At 56.2% G+C, this 15,125-nt stretch carries 14 protein-coding genes; 3 read left to right on the forward strand and 11 right to left on the reverse strand.

What is annotated here, in order from left to right:
• From ACVWXE_RS06785 to ACVWXE_RS06835, 11 genes are all read right to left on the reverse strand, one after another.
• Window positions 1-2,238 (reverse strand): methyl-accepting chemotaxis protein, encoded by a 2,238-nt coding sequence (locus ACVWXE_RS06785; protein ID WP_414329978.1) that lies wholly within the window; start codon window positions 2,236-2,238, stop codon window positions 1-3.
• Between the two features lie 48 nt (window positions 2,239-2,286).
• The gene (locus tag ACVWXE_RS06790; protein ID WP_011434292.1) at window positions 2,287-2,835 is read right to left on the reverse strand and encodes a chemotaxis protein CheW; all 549 of its coding nucleotides are present in this window, start codon (window positions 2,833-2,835) and stop codon (window positions 2,287-2,289) included.
• 107 nt (window positions 2,836-2,942) lie between these two features.
• Complete coding sequence (locus ACVWXE_RS06795; protein ID WP_011434291.1) at window positions 2,943-3,317, reverse strand: response regulator; 375 nt, start codon at window positions 3,315-3,317, stop codon at window positions 2,943-2,945.
• A 47-nt stretch (window positions 3,318-3,364) separates the two neighbouring features.
• A complete protein-coding gene (locus ACVWXE_RS06800; protein WP_457489899.1) occupies window positions 3,365-4,609 on the reverse strand; it encodes a response regulator in 1,245 nt (414 codons plus the stop codon).
• A 386-nt stretch (window positions 4,610-4,995) separates the two neighbouring features.
• Complete coding sequence (locus ACVWXE_RS06805; protein ID WP_414329981.1) at window positions 4,996-5,493, reverse strand: bis(5'-nucleosyl)-tetraphosphatase; 498 nt, start codon at window positions 5,491-5,493, stop codon at window positions 4,996-4,998.
• A gap of 7 nt (window positions 5,494-5,500) precedes the next feature.
• Window positions 5,501-6,736, reverse strand: coding sequence for a hypothetical protein (locus ACVWXE_RS06810; RefSeq protein ID WP_457489900.1), 1,236 nt, complete (start codon window positions 6,734-6,736; stop codon window positions 5,501-5,503).
• 129 nt (window positions 6,737-6,865) lie between these two features.
• Window positions 6,866-7,054: a hypothetical protein gene (locus ACVWXE_RS06815; protein WP_414374286.1), complete on the reverse strand. Its 189-nt coding sequence runs from the start codon at window positions 7,052-7,054 to the stop codon at window positions 6,866-6,868.
• A 70-nt stretch (window positions 7,055-7,124) separates the two neighbouring features.
• Complete coding sequence (locus tag ACVWXE_RS06820) at window positions 7,125-9,197, reverse strand: argonaute PAZ domain-containing protein (protein ID WP_414521777.1); 2,073 nt, start codon at window positions 9,195-9,197, stop codon at window positions 7,125-7,127.
• Between the two features lie 232 nt (window positions 9,198-9,429).
• Complete coding sequence (locus ACVWXE_RS06825) at window positions 9,430-9,906, reverse strand: hypothetical protein (protein ID WP_099812939.1); 477 nt, start codon at window positions 9,904-9,906, stop codon at window positions 9,430-9,432.
• A gap of 64 nt (window positions 9,907-9,970) precedes the next feature.
• Window positions 9,971-11,020, reverse strand: a complete 1,050-nt coding sequence (locus ACVWXE_RS06830) for a hypothetical protein (protein ID WP_457489901.1) — start codon at window positions 11,018-11,020, stop codon at window positions 9,971-9,973.
• A gap of 267 nt (window positions 11,021-11,287) precedes the next feature.
• Complete coding sequence (locus ACVWXE_RS06835; RefSeq protein ID WP_457489902.1) at window positions 11,288-11,899, reverse strand: CpcT/CpeT family chromophore lyase; 612 nt, start codon at window positions 11,897-11,899, stop codon at window positions 11,288-11,290.
• A 692-nt stretch (window positions 11,900-12,591) separates the two neighbouring features.
• Here ACVWXE_RS06835 and ACVWXE_RS06840 point away from each other — a divergent pair.
• The 3 genes from ACVWXE_RS06840 (at window position 12,592) to ACVWXE_RS06850 (ending at window position 15,114) form a co-directional block, all read left to right on the forward strand.
• Entirely contained in the window at window positions 12,592-13,110 is a 519-nt protein-coding gene (locus ACVWXE_RS06840; RefSeq protein WP_457393815.1) for a phycocyanin subunit beta, read from the forward strand.
• 194 nt (window positions 13,111-13,304) lie between these two features.
• Window positions 13,305-13,787, forward strand: a complete 483-nt coding sequence (locus tag ACVWXE_RS06845) for a globin family protein (RefSeq protein ID WP_011434281.1) — start codon at window positions 13,305-13,307, stop codon at window positions 13,785-13,787.
• A gap of 469 nt (window positions 13,788-14,256) precedes the next feature.
• On the forward strand, window positions 14,257-15,114 hold the full coding sequence (locus ACVWXE_RS06850; protein WP_414332161.1) for a phycobilisome rod-core linker polypeptide: 858 nt from the start codon (window positions 14,257-14,259) through the stop codon (window positions 15,112-15,114).
• The last annotated feature ends 11 nt before the right edge of the window (window positions 15,115-15,125 follow it).

A 15,125-nucleotide genomic window follows, 5' to 3' on the forward strand; every position in this document is an offset into this window, starting at 1 on the left:
CTAAACCGCCTCCCCCACCTTGAAGGTGGACACAGAAGTCTGCAACTGACGGGCAACCGCCACCGTAGCCTGGAGAGAGTTGGCCACCTGCTGCGAGGCTGCCGCCGTCTGGGCGGCAATGTTGGCGATTTGCTGCATCAACTGGCGCACCGTTTGAGATGCATCTGCCTGGGCATCGGTGGAGCGGGCAATGGCCTGAAAGAGCTGGTTCACCTGCCGCGAGACTTCCACAATTTGTCCCAGGCTCTGCTTGGCTGCTTCCACCAAGCGGGTTCCCTCCACCACCTGGCCGGTGCTGGTTTCCATCGCCTGTACCACCTCGCCGGTTTCCCGTTGGATCCCTTCCACAATGCGCTCGATCTCGCGGGTGGCTTCTGCCGACTGGGCCGCCAGTGCCCCGACTTCCTCGGCGACCACCGCAAAACCTCGCCCTTCTTCGCCGGCACGGGCTGCCTCGATACTGGCGTTCACCGCCAAGAGGTTGGTTTTCAGCGCAATCTGGTTGATCAAGGACACCACCTTGGAAATCTGCTGGGAAGATTCCCCCAGCCGCTTCACCTTCTTGGCCGTTTCGGCCACCGTTTCCCGCAGTTGCAGGATGTTTTGCACTGTGCGATCCATAGTCAAGCTGCTGTTGATGGCCGTGGCGGCGGCAGATTCGGCAACGGTGGCGGCCTGTTGGGCTTTATCGGCTACCTCCTCGATTGAGAGCGTCATTTGCTCGACAGAGCGCAAGGTCTCTTCGATTTGGGTGGCCTGTCGGAGAGCGGCTTCGGCCAACTCGCGAATGGCTGCCTCGTCACGACCAATGGATTGGTTGACTTGACCGGCGGCCTGCTGCACTTGAATCACGATGTCGCGCAAGCTCTCGATAATGACGTTGAAAAAGTCCGCCATGATGCCAACTTGTCCGGCTGTTAGCTGCGCCCGCACCGTGAGATCCCCCCGCGAGGCTTCTGTGACCTCGCTGATAAGCTGCAGCAGCTCTCTTTGCAGCGCTTCCGACCGCTCCCGTTCCTGGGCGGCCACGGCTTTTTGCTCCAGCGCCCCCAGGTTACCCAAAGCTTGACCCAGGCGGTTGGCCAGCTCTGCCAAGGTTTTCTGTTCTTCGTCAGACCAGCTCTGGCTTTGGGCGCGGCCTATTGCCAAAAAACCGTAAAGCTCATCGCCACGCACCACCGGCGCTATCATCTCGGCTTTCAGTTGGGCTGTGGCCAGCCTCTGCAGGTAGTCGGCGCCCAGATCTGGCCTAGGCACCGGGCCAAAAGCGTAAACTTGCCCGCCGTGGAGAGCCTGCTGGATCGGAGCCGGGATCCTGCGGAGGAGGGTGCCCAAGGTGTCGGGCAGGCGGCTGTCGTGAGATTCAGCGATAACCTGCGCCTCTTCGGGAGCGGTCAAGCGATAGAAGGCCACTCGTTCGGCACCGAAGCGCTGGCGCATCTCGCCCAACAAGTCAGTTAGGGGATCGATCAGCTCTTGCTCTTGGCGAATCCGGGCAATATCGGCAAACCGCTGGGCCAGTCGGGTGTCGGAAACTTGTCGCTCGTAGGTGGCGTTGCGTTCCCGCACAAAGTTGCGCACCAGGATCAAAATGATCCCCCAGCTCAGCAGCAGAATCGGGAAGCTGATGCCGGAAAAGATCAAAGCCTGCAGCAGATCTTGCTCGTAAAGCTGGACGCTGGCCTGAATGTTGCTGCGAATGGCCTCCAGGGTTTGGTTGATCCCTTCGGCGTAGATGCGCTTTTGCTCTTCGTACTCAGGGCTGTGCAGCAAGTTGAAAGCCCGTTCCTGCTCGCCGGCCCGAATCAGATCAAAAGCCTGCACTTCCCACTCCACCAGCTTGATGTTGGCTGCTGTGGTTTTGGCTGCATAGGCTTCGTAAGAGGCGGGATCCAATTGCTGAATCTCCGCCAGCACCTCATCCAACTGAGGGACATGGATGTTGTAGCGCTCTTCCCAGGACAGATCCCCGCTGGCAGCGGCCATGCGGGCAGACATGGTCAAGACTTCATCCAAATAGATCACCTGATCGCTCAGGTTTTGCAGGGTGAACTGCCGCGAGATCGCCGGCTTGAACTCGAAATAGGTGCGGGCTACGCTGCCGGCAGAGACGGCAAACAGCAGGGAGCTGATGCCCAGAGGAAAACTGATTGCCAGGGCCAGGCGGGATCCCGCGACTTTGCGTTGGGGCCGGGAAGATGGAGCAGGCCTGAGAAAGAGGGGACGGAAGGAAACCATAGAATTTTGCCTTTAAGTGAGGGTAAGTCGGGGAAAAGGTCGCCAAGATCAAGGGTTTGCCGAGGAATCAACTGAGTTGAGCTTTTGGACAATGGCAAGAGGGTCGAGCACCCAGAGAGGCTCATCCCCTTCCAACACCAGCCCTTTGCAAGAGTCGTAGAAGTTCTCCAGTCGAAAGTTGTTTTGTGCTGCCTGGGCTTTTGTTAAGGGTTGGATCTCCTCGGCGGGCACTCGAGCTACTCCTTTCACGTGTTGGGTTGCCAGGCCCAAGCCTGTTCGCACTGGCGATGCAGAGCCCCCAAATTCTGGGCGCATCACCACCAAGTGGTGTTCGGGCTGCCCAAAGTCCAAGGGCTCTAGGCCGAGAAATTGCGGCAGATCCAGTCCCCAGAGAATGCGATTGCGATAGTTGAACAAGCCCAGCACCCATGCGGGCTGGTTGGGGAGAGGGGTAAAGTGGTGCGGGCCAACAATTAGAGCTTCCTGGGCAAATGCCATGGGCAAAAGGGCCCGACAGTCTACCCCCAACTGTAGATGTAAGTACAGCTCGCCGGTACGGGTAGAAGTAGGGCTGTGTGGGGAGAAAGCTACCGCCATTGCCGTTCTCGCTCTGCCAATTCTAAGACATCTCCTAAGAACAATTCGTGATAATCACAGGGATCCTAACTGGAGGCGCAGCTCAGCAAGGACAGGAGTGGCAAAAATCATGAGCTCGGGCTGAGCACTACTGATTTCACGGCCCGCAAAATGTCTTCGCGGGTAAAAGGCTTGGTCAGATAAAGATCGATCCCTTGCTTCATGCCCCAGAGTTTGTCCAGCTCTTGATTTTTAGAAGTACAGGCCACAACGGGCAACTTTTGGGTTTCCGGGTTTTTCTTGATTTGGCGGCACAATTCCAGCCCGCTCATGCCTTCCATGACCAAGTCCGTCAGCACCACATCGGGTTTGTCGTTGCGGATCTGCTGCAATGCCTCTTGGGCGTTGGCCACCGCTACCACCTGATAGCCTTCTGAGCGGAGGTAATCGCTGATGAGCTGTCGCTCCGAGGCCACATCTTCCACCACAAGAACTTTCACCATGATCGACATCTCCTTATCTCTTTTTCGACGAACCTTTAGAGGGATCCCTAGCTGAGATAGCGAAACACCATCTGCAGCAATTCTTCCTGCCGAAAGGGCTTGGTCAGGTAATCGGTGGCACCGGCCAGGCGCGCCTTCACCCGATCGATCAGACCTTTGTGGCCTGTGACCATCACCACCGGCACATCCTTTAACACGGAGGATTTGCGGATGAGGTTGCACAATTGGTAGCCATCCACGTTGGGCATACCCACGTCCAGCAGGATCAAATCTGGCTTGAGGGTGGTCAGCTTCATCAGGGCTTTCAAAGAGTCGCTGATGGTGTGAATGACCAGGTTGTGCCCTTCCAACAACCGCTGCAACTCGCTGAGCATGGCTTCGCTGTCGTCAATACAGGCCACAATCCAGGTTTTCGAGGCTTGGGGAGATGGGCCTAGATCTGCAAGCCCGTTGGCCAGGTGAAGAGGGACGGTGGGAGTTTCTGAGGGCTGTGATTCTGTCTCAAGCTTGGCCGAGTAGGTTTTGGGCAGCCGATCAAAGGGGGGCTGGGGATCCCGCAGGACAAGGATACCGGCTTTGACCAGAGGATGTAGGCGGCGAGCGATCTGGAGGTCGTCTTGATCGAGAAGGGCGCTCAACTGGCGGAAGCTAAACCCCTTCAGTAACCGGCCTAGCCGTTCCTGTTGCTCGGCGGGAAGGCGTTCTGCCTGGGCCCGGCTGGCAAAGTAGGGCCGTTGGTAGGGGGAGGTGATCTCAGGCCCCAAAGATTGCCATGCCCGTAGCCGCTTTTGGATCAGGTCGAGCAGGGATCCCCCATCCCACTGGCCCAGGGTGGGCACGTTGTCCAGTGGGATGATCTCCTGCTGAAAGCCCCCTGGAACCAGCAACAGATTTTGCAGCACCTCCTCGCCGATCCAAGCATTCAACCTGCGCGCAGCTTCCCAAGGCAGCAGTTGCTCCGTTACCATCCAACTCAGCCCCAGAAGGTCTGCAGGTAGAGGCCCAGTCTCCTGAGCCAATAGCGCCTCCACCTGCCGATGGATGCGTAGGCAATTTTGGCGAGTCAGAGAAAAGACTTGATGGCTGAGCCGACGCAGGTGGCGATCCAAGCGCTCCAAGGGCTCCAAGCTGTGGTGAGCAAACCCCAGGCGACCTTGGTGAAACACCAATGACCAAGTGCCCAGCCCCTCCCCTTTGTCCAAGGCACTGAAATACCGAACAACTCCTGTGAAGCTGACCTCTGCGTTCAGCAGATGGGCCGAGACTTCTGTACAGACGGGGGGACGGTTCATGGGTCGAGAGGACGTGCTCGGACAATTTCCTGCGCTGAGGTTGATGACACGACTGAAGTCTTAGCTACCCCACAAGCCGGTGAAAAAATGCTTTCCAGAATACAGTTCAAGCCCAGCCCTGACCCAGACGAGATCTTTTAGATGAGCCAAGCCCAACAAGACGGCCAAGGCTGCACGAACTCAAAGGCAGTTTCAGCGTTCAATCCGTATTCAGAAAAACTCTCCTCCTGGGGAGATCGATGACTATTGCTCATCAGCCAATCTCTAAAGGTGAAGGCTAGCCCTCAGATTGTCTGCTGGCTTTCTTACTCGGGAACTTCCCACGGAAAGCCCGCAGGACAGTATAAAGGTAACCCCGATAAACCTCTTCCGTAAAAATACGGAACTTAGGTCTTCTCCAATTTCCAAAGCTGCTCCAGGTGGGCTTGGCAGCGGCGCAGCAGTTGCCGACTCTCTTCAAAACTGATCTGCTCCAAGGCTTCGGGGTAGGAGCACCAGCGGTAGGCGGCCACCTCCTCTGGTTGCACCTGTAGCTCAGGGGGAGGAAATTGGGGTGGCAGCAAGGCCACGTAGTAGGTAACGGTTTTGGCCACTCGGTTCCCCTCTGGATCCGTAAAGGTGTAGGCTTCCTGCAGCGTCAAAGGGTCAGACTGGCCGGGCAGGGTCAGAAGCTGGTAGTCGGTCAAGCCGGTTTCCTCTCGCAATTCTCGCTGCGCCGCCTCCAGGTCGCTTTCGGAGCTATCCTTGTGCCCTTTTGGGAAAGCCCAATGCCCCTTCTGGTGCTGGATGAGCAGATACAAATGAGAAGAGCCCAGTCTGGGAGCTTCCTGGGCGGGTGGGTGGGGCAGGATGGGGATCACCCCATAGGCAGCATCTATCAGCATTGGGGAGCTAATCTCCAAAGAGTTTGATGGCTGGCGGCTTAGGAGCGAAGACCTCGTTGGGATCCACCTGCGGGCGCTCTACCCCCTGCAGGGGCGAGAGGGGGCGACCGGTGTCGAATTGGAAGAGATAGATGGGCAACTGGCCATTCCCCAGAGGCAAAAAAGCTAAAGTATCGATTTGGGTCAGGGCGTTGCGGCTGGTGGGTCGGGTTAGGTTGAAAGCAACGATTCGGTCTTCCAAGGAATTGTCCGGGCTGGAGCGCCGGCCCAGGCCAATGCTGAACTGCTGGTTGCCCTGCTCATCCACTCCCAAGGCCCGCACATCTCCCAACTCCGCTTGAGGAGCGCTCCCCGGCAGGCCGGCTACCACCGGCGGGGCATCTACAGGGGGCTGCGAAGGCAAAAAGCGCAACTGCGTCCCTTCTGGCAAAATGCGGTAGTCCTGGTAGTCATGCTGGATGGACAGGGATCCCCTGAACACGCGGCGGTTCAGGCCCTCCAGGGTCCAAAAGCCATAGCCCAAATTGATGCGGGTGCTCTCCGGCAGCCAGTAGCGCTCCCCTCCCTCGGGAGCTGGCACCGCCGTAAACCCCATCAGGACATAGGCCTGCCCCCACACCCCCGACAAAAACAGCAACACCTGCCGCGGCAGCCCCGACTGCGGATCCAGCCACAGCTCCCGCAACTGGCCTTCCTGAATGGGCTCTAGGCGCAAGTGCTGGACAGGGGATCCAGCCAAATCCACCCGTTCTGAGGAGAGGACGCGGTAGCGGCTGGGATCCGCCTTCAAGTAAAAGCTCACCGAGGGCAAGAGGGCTTCCGGTCGGCTCACATACACCGAGTACAGCTGCAGCAGATCCGACTGGTTCACCACTTCCAATTGGCGCGAATCCAAGAGGCGGATGCGATCCCCTTCGGCTACCCAAGCCTGCCAACTGCCGTCGCGGCGGTAGAGCACATCCAACGTGGCTGTGAAGGTTTGGGATCCCTCCACCCGCACCTGCTGGCGATATTGCAAGTTGGGCAAAGGGGGCAATTGCTCTAGAGCGGCGTTGTAGCGCTCCAGCCAAGCTTGGGGATCCTGCTTAGGGCTGGCAAGAGAAGAGGGAGCCGATTGGGCCACGGCTGGATCCCCTGACGGCAGACCGACCAGTCCCGTTGCCAGGAACACCACCCCGCCGAGATAGCCCCAGCCTCGAAGGGATCCCTGCCGCTTCCTAAATTGGGAGGGTTCAGGGAACATCAGCTCACCTCGCAACACCGCTCTTGCTGCCCTTCTTGTCGCTGCTTGTGCCCGGATCAGAGCGCTTCCCACACCTGAGAGAAAGCGTTCGGAAGGGATCCCTACTCTCTGCCCGCCGATTGAGTACGCCTATTCAATGGAAATGGATTGGGGGCCGTCGGAGCGACCGGAAGGCGGGGGCTCCTCCACCCTCAGCCCCTGGGACTCCAGCCAACTGCGCAGCGGATCTTGCTTCACATCCAAACGCAGCAGGCCGCTGAGAAAACCGCCACAGAACGGAACAGGATTGCTCAGAAAGGTCTTCCAGACCTCATTCATCTCCATAGCCGCAACACCAACCACCCCCCCAATCCTAGCAAGGCCGGCAGGTGGGGATCCCCTCCCTTGGCTAGACGGCAATCAACTTCTCTCGGTTTATGTTCTGCAGCACACTAAAAATGCTGTTGCCAATGCGCTGGAACTCTTTACTGCTTTTGTCGGCAAAGTGCAATACCCAAGGAAGCCTACAGGCTTGAAAACCACTGGCGGGATGAAGCTGGGAGAGATGGTAAGTTTGTATAGCCAGAACTTCCAAAGGAGTGTTGCCGTGTTCATGGACAACTCGCAGCGGTCTTGCGCTGCCAATTGGCACCGAGGACTTCTTAATGGGCTGGCTTGTTACGAGCATAAATGACCTTCGTTCATGGTCAAAAATGACAGTGCCCATTGCAGCGTCTCTATAGCTTCCTTTTTCCTCTCTTCCCATTCTGACTGTGCCACTTTTGCGCACTCCAACAATATCCACAGCAATCTTTTCTTTTCTTAGTTCCTCAATTGTTTTATCAAATTCGCCTCTTTGAACTAAGCCATCCCTCATCAAAAGAACCTTTCTAGGGTATCGATGAAATTTGTTGTAGAATCTATTGACGAGCTTGGACACGGTTTGATAAATTGCCTCGCCGGAAAAAGTTTCTCCTCTTTGTATATCAGGCAACTCCCAGCCTAAGCTTTGACCATTGGCCAGTACCGCGAAGGCAGAGGTTCCGTAGTAAAGCTCTCGATTCGTCCCCACATCAAAACCAATGGTAAGCTCGGAGCACTCAGGATGATCGAGGGGTTCAAGCAACACGGGTTGCCACGCAGCTTTACACAGAAGTCCTAGTACGACATTTAGAGCTTTGTAGGGGTCAGCTCCAGGAATCATAAACTGAGTTGCTATTCCTGCTCGAAGTGCTTGCAAGCGGATCTTTTGCTTGTGCTCATTAGGCGACAAGGGCATGACAACCAGAACGGTTTTGATCCCTTTGTCGGCCCAGCTTTGCCAAAACCTCTGTTGAGCAAGGTCGCCTTCAGGCAAATCTTGACGGGTTGCGTAAAAGTCTATTTCAACTCTTGCTCCGCTCTTTTTAGCTACTTCAAGTAGGCACTTGCGAACCTCAGTAGGATACTCACGTTTATTATCGTCAAGATTTAGAAGTCCAAACTTTGTCTCGCCAACTCTTGCACATCCTTGGTACCTAACTCTCGCGAGGTTTTGGACTTGTCTATGACCAAACCCCAATAGCCTTGGCCTTGGCATAATGTATCCTTCTGCTTTTAGGGGATCAGCCTGAAAGTCAGAAATATTGTAGACATTTTCTATAATAGTTTTTGCGGTCTCTTTAGACTCTTTCAATCTCTCTTCTAAACTTTTTCTGATGTGCTCGCTAACCAAGGAGCTAACTTTTTTGCCAGTCCATCTTTGATCTTCTATACTTGCTAGCATCTCCAAAGTTAAAACAGGCGACAGTCTCCGCGATAGATGAAGGATAGGCTCTGCCTTTTGTCTGAAATTGCGTTCTCTCGAGACCACTTGAACCACCAGAGAGCCATCAACTTCTTCTGGAGTTGCTCCGTACTTCTGTACATGATAATCCGCTAAGCTAGTGTTTAGCTCCGCTAACCATACTTCCCTTGGCGACTGATTGGAAATAATGCCTCGATACTCCCAAGTTGGGTATTTATTATTTTTTGTCCTGTATGTGTTTCGTACAATTTCAATTGAGACATCTGGGTAATTTTCCAGCCACTCATGCAGCGTCCATGGGCTGTAGAAATGGTATCGGATGTCGATCTCTAGATAGAGCTTCTTATCTTGTCTAATAACAACGTCTAGCTCTCTTCCTCTGTGAACCTCCCACCCATCTCCGCAAAGTGGTTTTACTCCTTCCGAGTCCTTAATCCGTTCTACTCCTTCCAGACCCGTAACCCACCAGATCAATCCTCCTCCTGTTGATCGCTCAATCTCTGTTCTTTTGTACTTAGATCTTAGACTCCAATCTAGTTTCTTGCGCTCGAAAGTTTCTAGAGCCTGTCTCTCTGTAGGGTCTGTACAATCTAGAGCCTTAGAACCAAGCTCTTCCAACTCCCATTCCTCTGTTTTGAGTTTACTGGCCGGAACTTTTTCTCGGGTTATGATGCGATTTCCCAGACGAACAGCCATTACACCTAGCTGATTACAAATCTTGGAGAGAGCCCTCTGCTCCTCTCCTAGATCTGGAAGAGGGTTTGGCCTGCAACTATACTCATAGAAGGTGAGCTCTTCTTGAGTTAGCTCCTTGACGAAGAAGCGATTAAGAGTAACCTCAACTTTCTTCTGGAGTAAATTCATTGGCAGACTCTAGTTTCAAGTTTCTCTCTAGGATCTCTAGGATAAGCTCTAATTCTCCTGCTCTTCACGAGGGATCTCCAAACAACCCTGGCGGAGCCAAATCTCTGCTGATCGCCTCCGCCTGAAACCGACCGCTCATGCCCACCACCTGCCACTCGGCGCTGCGATTTCCCTGGCGGAAGCGCAGCCGTCGGGCTCGCAAGGGCACCACTTCTACAGCTTCTACCAGAAATTGTTGGTATTCGCCCAAATAGTCTCGGTAATCCGGGGGCAAGTCAGCGCTGCTGTTGATTTGAATCCAAAACACCCGTCCCGCTTCGTTTCCATAGGCGCGGATCTGCTCTTGACCTCGGTATTGCTCCACCCCCCGCAAGCGCTGTCGCCCCACCGGCATGGGCTGTGCCCATTCGGGCAAGGGATCCCCCAAGCTGATCGACCAAGCCGGCCCGCTCAGCCCTAGCCAACAGAGCAGCAGTAGCCCCCAAACCCAAGGCCATCTGTGCAGCGTGCTGTTCCCGGTTTTCAAGGCTCGACCGAACATGGCAAGTTTTTCTCCGCAATTGAACCCAACGTTAACGTTTGGGATGGTTCAAAACAACTTTGTCTCAACGCACGCGAAAGCCGATCCGCCCGCCCTCAACATCGAAGGCAACGTCGATATTGAAAAACAGCGGCATGCCCAACAGTTGCACCCCCTGGTTGCCGTTGACGAAAATCCGATCTCGACTGGGCGTAATGGGAAAGCCAACCCGAATGCGGTAGTCAAAAGCCCCCTCCAGCACAGCTCGCCATTCAGCGCCGGGGGGCAAGGTCGAGGTGGAGAAAGGAGCTGCCCCCAACAGCCTGACATTGAGAAAAATGTCGGAAGAACCACTGTCAAAAACGGTGGGGCTGAGAGCATTTTGAATAGAAGTGTTGCTGATGCTGTAGGCCACTTGTAAAGCCTCATCCCGCCAGATGGGGGTGCCGTCGGGAAAGCTTCCCACCTGGGGAAACTGCCGGAAATTGAAGCCGACGGTGTTGGCAGCCGTTAGGCCAACCGTGAACAGGCCCTGGGTGGAGTTGAAGCCCCCCGTTTGAATAATGTACCCAGAGCGGAAATTGCCCGGAAGGCGGGTGAGCGGACTAAACAGCTCGCGGTCGGGGCTGCGCTCATCCAAGGACGTGCCTAGGATCCCGGCGAAGGGCCGCCCTTCTCCAAACAAGTTCTCTGAACAACTGGCCACCAGGGCGTCCACACAGGTGATCCGGTCGATCAACTGAATCGTTACCGGCTCTCGACTGGGGATCCCGCCTATGCTGAAGGGGGCGCGGGCCAACACGCCGATAAATTGCGTGCCATCTCCAAACGTCACGGTGGAAGGGATCCCCGTCCGCTCCAGGCCAAAGCGACCTGCTGCTGTCGCTATGATGCGCAAACCTGCCGAGCCGGTATCCAGTAACACCTCAGCTCCGCTCCCGGCCACCCCCACTGTCAGGCCCAGGAGCTTGAAGCGGCTGTTGCCCAGGGTACGCACCGGCATGGGAATCGACTCGGTTCCCGGTTGAGGTGGGAGAGGGATCAACGCAGGGGGGGAAGCTGCAGATTCCCCCTGGCCAGAACAGCCGGCACCGAGCAGCAGCAAGGTCAAGATCCCAACCAGGGCGATCACCATTCCCCAAAGGCTGTGCCAAGCCCACCCAGACCGTGGCTCATCCTTTGGGCCCGACCTCGCCTGCATTGAACACCCACACTAAGCCGATAAGGAGCGTATCCTGTCTGCAAGCGGCAAAGAACATTCCCATTGCCAGCATGCTCGAACCCGGAAGCATCGCGCGGCAATATTGGATCCCGGCCAAAGACAGTGTACACAAGGCCGACTGAGGGAGAGTGCGCAATAGCGCTGTCAACTGTGGAGTTGTGGGGCTGGATGGGCCGAAGCCTACAGCAGCAGCTCTGCCTGCCAATCGACTACCTTTTGGAAGCGAAAAGCGCCCGCCAGGGCCCCCCAAACCTGTCGGTGGGTGATGGGATCCATCCCTCGGTCATGGCTGCAAAACTCGCTCTCGCTCAGGTGCAAGGTGGTCTGCAGATAAGTGGTTTGGCCGTTGCGCACCACGCAACACCGGCACCCCGGCTCCGTCACGCCGACAAAGAGGGATCCCTGCCTCTTCACCTGCACATCACACCCCTCTAGATAGGCCAGATCGGCAGCCCTCAGTTGACTCAGTTGGTCTGCCCTCTCCCGAGCACAGCCCCGCCACCGCTGCGGCTCCAAAGGGCGATAGTTGCGAATCACGATCCCAGCGCTTGCCTGAGTCAACTCCACCACCGCCTGCCGATAGGGATCCTCCAAATGGCCGCTGTAGGCTTGCTCCACATAAAAGCCGATCCCGCCCAAAACGTGGGCCGGCAAGGGGCGATAGGCCACCCGGATCTGGGCGAAAAACGGTGGATTTTCCCAGGCTTGCTCTTGGTTGCTGAAGTCTCCTGCCAGCCAACGCGCCATCTGCAGCAGCTCTGGGGAAGGAGTGCGATCCGACTCAATAGACATAAGCGGGCATCGAGAATTCTGTAGAGGTATGTACCGAAAATCTCCGGAGAGCCAGGGGAACCTTCTCAGATTTTGCCCCAACCTCAGGCCCGACCGAGGATTGCAGCAAGTGTTAAATTATGTATCCTTTATGAGAATGTTCGCTCCGATACTGAAAATGGATCCCTTGCAAGCTGCAAAGCCGCGATCGGGGCTGACATCTTTGTTCATGTTGTAAAGCTAGGCAAAGAAACATTCTCTTTTGTAAAAAACTACTCCCGCGAAGGACAGGGAGAACAGCCTGGGATCCGAGATGGGAAGCAGGTTGGAAACCGATCTAAGACCTTTTGCGCGAGGTAAAGCCGATTTACATTTTTTGATTTCATCGCTTCTTGCCTTCGCGGTAGAAAAAGACTGGAAACAAGGCGAGCCAGCTTCTCCTCGTCTGCCCAGTTGAGGTTGCCAGCAGCGGCTGAGGCTCCTTAGCCCAAGTCCGATCCCTTGGATGAAGGCCTGGCTCTGGGGGCGAGCTTCGCTTGCTCATCTTGGTTCTATCGGCTTTGATCCCGTCGGCGGTTCTGTGAGTTAAACAGCACCTCTCGGCACTGGGGATCCAAGCGGTGTTGCATTCCTGGCCGGCAGGTGCTCTCTTGTCCGCTGCAGGGAATGTGGATTCATAACCTCTTTTACTTTCGCTAGGGAGATTCAAAACCATGAACGATGTATTTGGCAAAGTTGTTGCCCAAGCTGACTCCAAAGGCGCTTTTTTGGGAGAGAACGAGTTTGCCGCTCTCCAGCAGGTAATTGCTGAGGGGAACAAGCGTTTGGATGCTGTGAACCGCCTCACCAGCAATGCCTCCAAGATCGTGACCGATGCCATCCGTCAGTTGTTTGCCGAGGAGCCCAATTTGAACGCTCCCGGTGGGCCTGCCTACCCCAGCCGCAATGTGGCTGCCTGTATGCGGGACATGGACATTATTCTCCGCTACATCACCTACGCCGTGGCAGCCGGAGATGCCAGTGTGCTGAACGAGCGCTGCCTGAACGGCCTGCGGGAAACCTATCAAGCCTTGGGCACCCCCGGCAGCTCGGTGGCCAACGGCATCCAAAAGATGAAAAAGGCTGCGGTGGCGGTGGTAAACGACCCCAACGGCATCACCCCGGGGGACTGCAGCGCTCTGATTGCCGAAATCGAATCCTACTTCGATCGCGCTGCTGCCGCTGTGGTTTGATCCCTTGTGGACTGAAGTTTCTGTTGTGTCCGGATCCAGTTGTGAAGACCCTCTCTCAAATCTGAGGCAACTCAGGCTAGCAGGGGATCCCTAGAAAAGCAACTTTTTTTGCAGCGATTTTGCAGTTGAGACTTTGCAGCTTTGGCCTTGTTCTTTGCATTGAGCTTGAGTTAAGTAAAGGAGCGTTTTGAATCATGCAAACCCCAATTGTTGACGCCATCGCCACTGCCGATAGCCAAGGGCGCTACCTGAGCAACAGCGAATTGCAGGCCATCAATGGCCGTTTTCAGCGGGCTGCCGCCAGCATGGAAGCCGCTCGAGTTCTGAGCAGCCGTGCCGACGAGCTGGTGCGCGGTGCCACCGAAGCGGTTTACGCCAAGTTCCCCTACACCACCCAACCCGGTGGGCAGTGCCACACCCAAGCCGGCAAAGACAAGTGCGCCCGCGACGTGCGCCACTACCTGCGCTACATCACCTACTGCTTGGTAGCCGGTGGCACCGGTCCTCTGGACGAGTATCAGTTGGCCGGGATCCGCGAAATCAACGCCGCTTTTGAGCTCTCCCCCAGTTGGTTCATCGAAGCCCTGCGCTACATCAAAGCCAACCACGGCCTGACCGGGCAAGCGGCCACCGAAGCCAACACCTACATCGACTACGCCATCAACGCGCTCAGCTAAACCCTTGGCTTGGGATCCCTCTAAAAGGGCGACGCCGGCTAGCCAGTTGGCTCATCCCATAAACCAGGGGGGATGGCGAGGGAAGGTTGTTGAGGGCAACGGTGGTGAGCCTGCTACGTTGCGGAGAGATACGTTTGACCACGTGGGTTTGCGGATCAGTCTCCCCAATAGGAAGGCGCCACTGTTGCTCTTCTGCAGCTTGGGGCTGCCGATTTTTGATTTCTAATTTTAGTTTTCGATTTCTACAGTCGTTTCAGGCTAGGGTGAGACGCCTGGGCTATTGATCGCGCCAGCGGGACGGAGTCCTTGAAAAGCCTTTTGGCCCCCTGCATTATTGCTCCGCAACGCCGACGCGACGACGCAACCAACACTTTAGGTGTGGGTGCAATGTCCTAGCTTGAATCGAAATGACCCTAAACGCAAGCTTGTTCTCAATCTGTGTCCATTCAGTTCAATCGGGGGAATTAGCATGAGTGCAATTACAGCGGCAAGCCGGATGGGGATCCGGGGCATTACGGAGACCACCCCACTGGAGTTGCGCCCCAACGCCAGCCAGGATCAGCTCAATGCGGTGCTGCGGGCCATCTACCGTCAGGTGCTGGGCAACGACCATTTGTTTGGGGCCGATAGGAAGGAGCTAGCCAGTGCGGAATCGCTGCTGCGCCAGGGCAGCCTGACGGTGCGGGAGTTTGTGCGATGGATCGCCAAGTCCGAAGCCTACAAAAAGCGGTTTTTCTACCCCAACTCGCAAACCCGGGCCATCGAGCTCAATTTCAAGCATCTGCTGGGACGCGCTCCCACCAGCCCCAAAGACATCGCCCGCCATTTGGACATCTACCAATCTGGCGGCCACAGCGCGGAGATCGATTCCTACATCGACAGCCCAGAATACCTAGAAGCTTTTGGAGACAACATCGTCCCCTACCCGCGTGGGTTTGAATACCGCAAGGCCCATTCCACCCGCGACTTTACCAATCTCTTCGCCCTCTACGGGGGCTACGCCAACAACGACCGCTCCCAAGGGCCCAGACCCCGTCTGATGATGCCTTTGGCCACCGGGTTTACCCCGGCCATTCGCCGCATTGGGGTGCGGGGGCTGCTGCCGCCCAGCCCCATTTCCAAACACCTGGGGCCGCCAACGGGCCAGTCGGATCGCATGTTCTGTGTGGAAGTGACCCGGCTGCTGAATCCGCCTTCGGCCCTGGCCACTTCCAGCCGAGTGCGCAAATCCAACCAGCAGATTTTCGTCTCTGCCGATCAACTGTCGGCGACAATGCAGCGGTTGCTCAAATCGGGCGCCAAGATCGTCAGTGTCCGCAGCGCTTAATCCCTTCTCGG

The sequence above is a fragment of the Thermostichus sp. MS-CIW-41 genome (assembly GCF_054058915.1).

Coding starts and splice junctions, on each gene's coding strand:
- ACVWXE_RS06825 (WP_099812939.1), bottom strand. CDS start 9,906: ATGTTCGGTCGAGCCTTGAAAACCGGGAACAGCACGCTGCACAGATGG.
- ACVWXE_RS06835 (WP_457489902.1), bottom strand. CDS start 11,899: ATGTCTATTGAGTCGGATCGCACTCCTTCCCCAGAGCTGCTGCAGATG.
- ACVWXE_RS06815 (WP_414374286.1), bottom strand. CDS start 7,054: ATGAATGAGGTCTGGAAGACCTTTCTGAGCAATCCTGTTCCGTTCTGT.
- ACVWXE_RS06800 (WP_457489899.1), bottom strand. CDS start 4,609: ATGAACCGTCCCCCCGTCTGTACAGAAGTCTCGGCCCATCTGCTGAAC.
- ACVWXE_RS06785 (WP_414329978.1), bottom strand. CDS start 2,238: ATGGTTTCCTTCCGTCCCCTCTTTCTCAGGCCTGCTCCATCTTCCCGG.
- ACVWXE_RS06850 (WP_414332161.1), top strand. CDS start 14,257: ATGAGTGCAATTACAGCGGCAAGCCGGATGGGGATCCGGGGCATTACG.
- ACVWXE_RS06810 (WP_457489900.1), bottom strand. CDS start 6,736: ATGTTCCCTGAACCCTCCCAATTTAGGAAGCGGCAGGGATCCCTTCGA.
- ACVWXE_RS06840 (WP_457393815.1), top strand. CDS start 12,592: ATGAACGATGTATTTGGCAAAGTTGTTGCCCAAGCTGACTCCAAAGGC.
- ACVWXE_RS06790 (WP_011434292.1), bottom strand. CDS start 2,835: ATGGCGGTAGCTTTCTCCCCACACAGCCCTACTTCTACCCGTACCGGC.
- ACVWXE_RS06805 (WP_414329981.1), bottom strand. CDS start 5,493: ATGCTGATAGATGCTGCCTATGGGGTGATCCCCATCCTGCCCCACCCA.
- ACVWXE_RS06795 (WP_011434291.1), bottom strand. CDS start 3,317: ATGGTGAAAGTTCTTGTGGTGGAAGATGTGGCCTCGGAGCGACAGCTC.
- ACVWXE_RS06830 (WP_457489901.1), bottom strand. CDS start 11,020: ATGGTGATCGCCCTGGTTGGGATCTTGACCTTGCTGCTGCTCGGTGCC.
- ACVWXE_RS06845 (WP_011434281.1), top strand. CDS start 13,305: ATGCAAACCCCAATTGTTGACGCCATCGCCACTGCCGATAGCCAAGGG.
- ACVWXE_RS06820 (WP_414521777.1), bottom strand. CDS start 9,197: ATGGCTGTTCGTCTGGGAAATCGCATCATAACCCGAGAAAAAGTTCCG.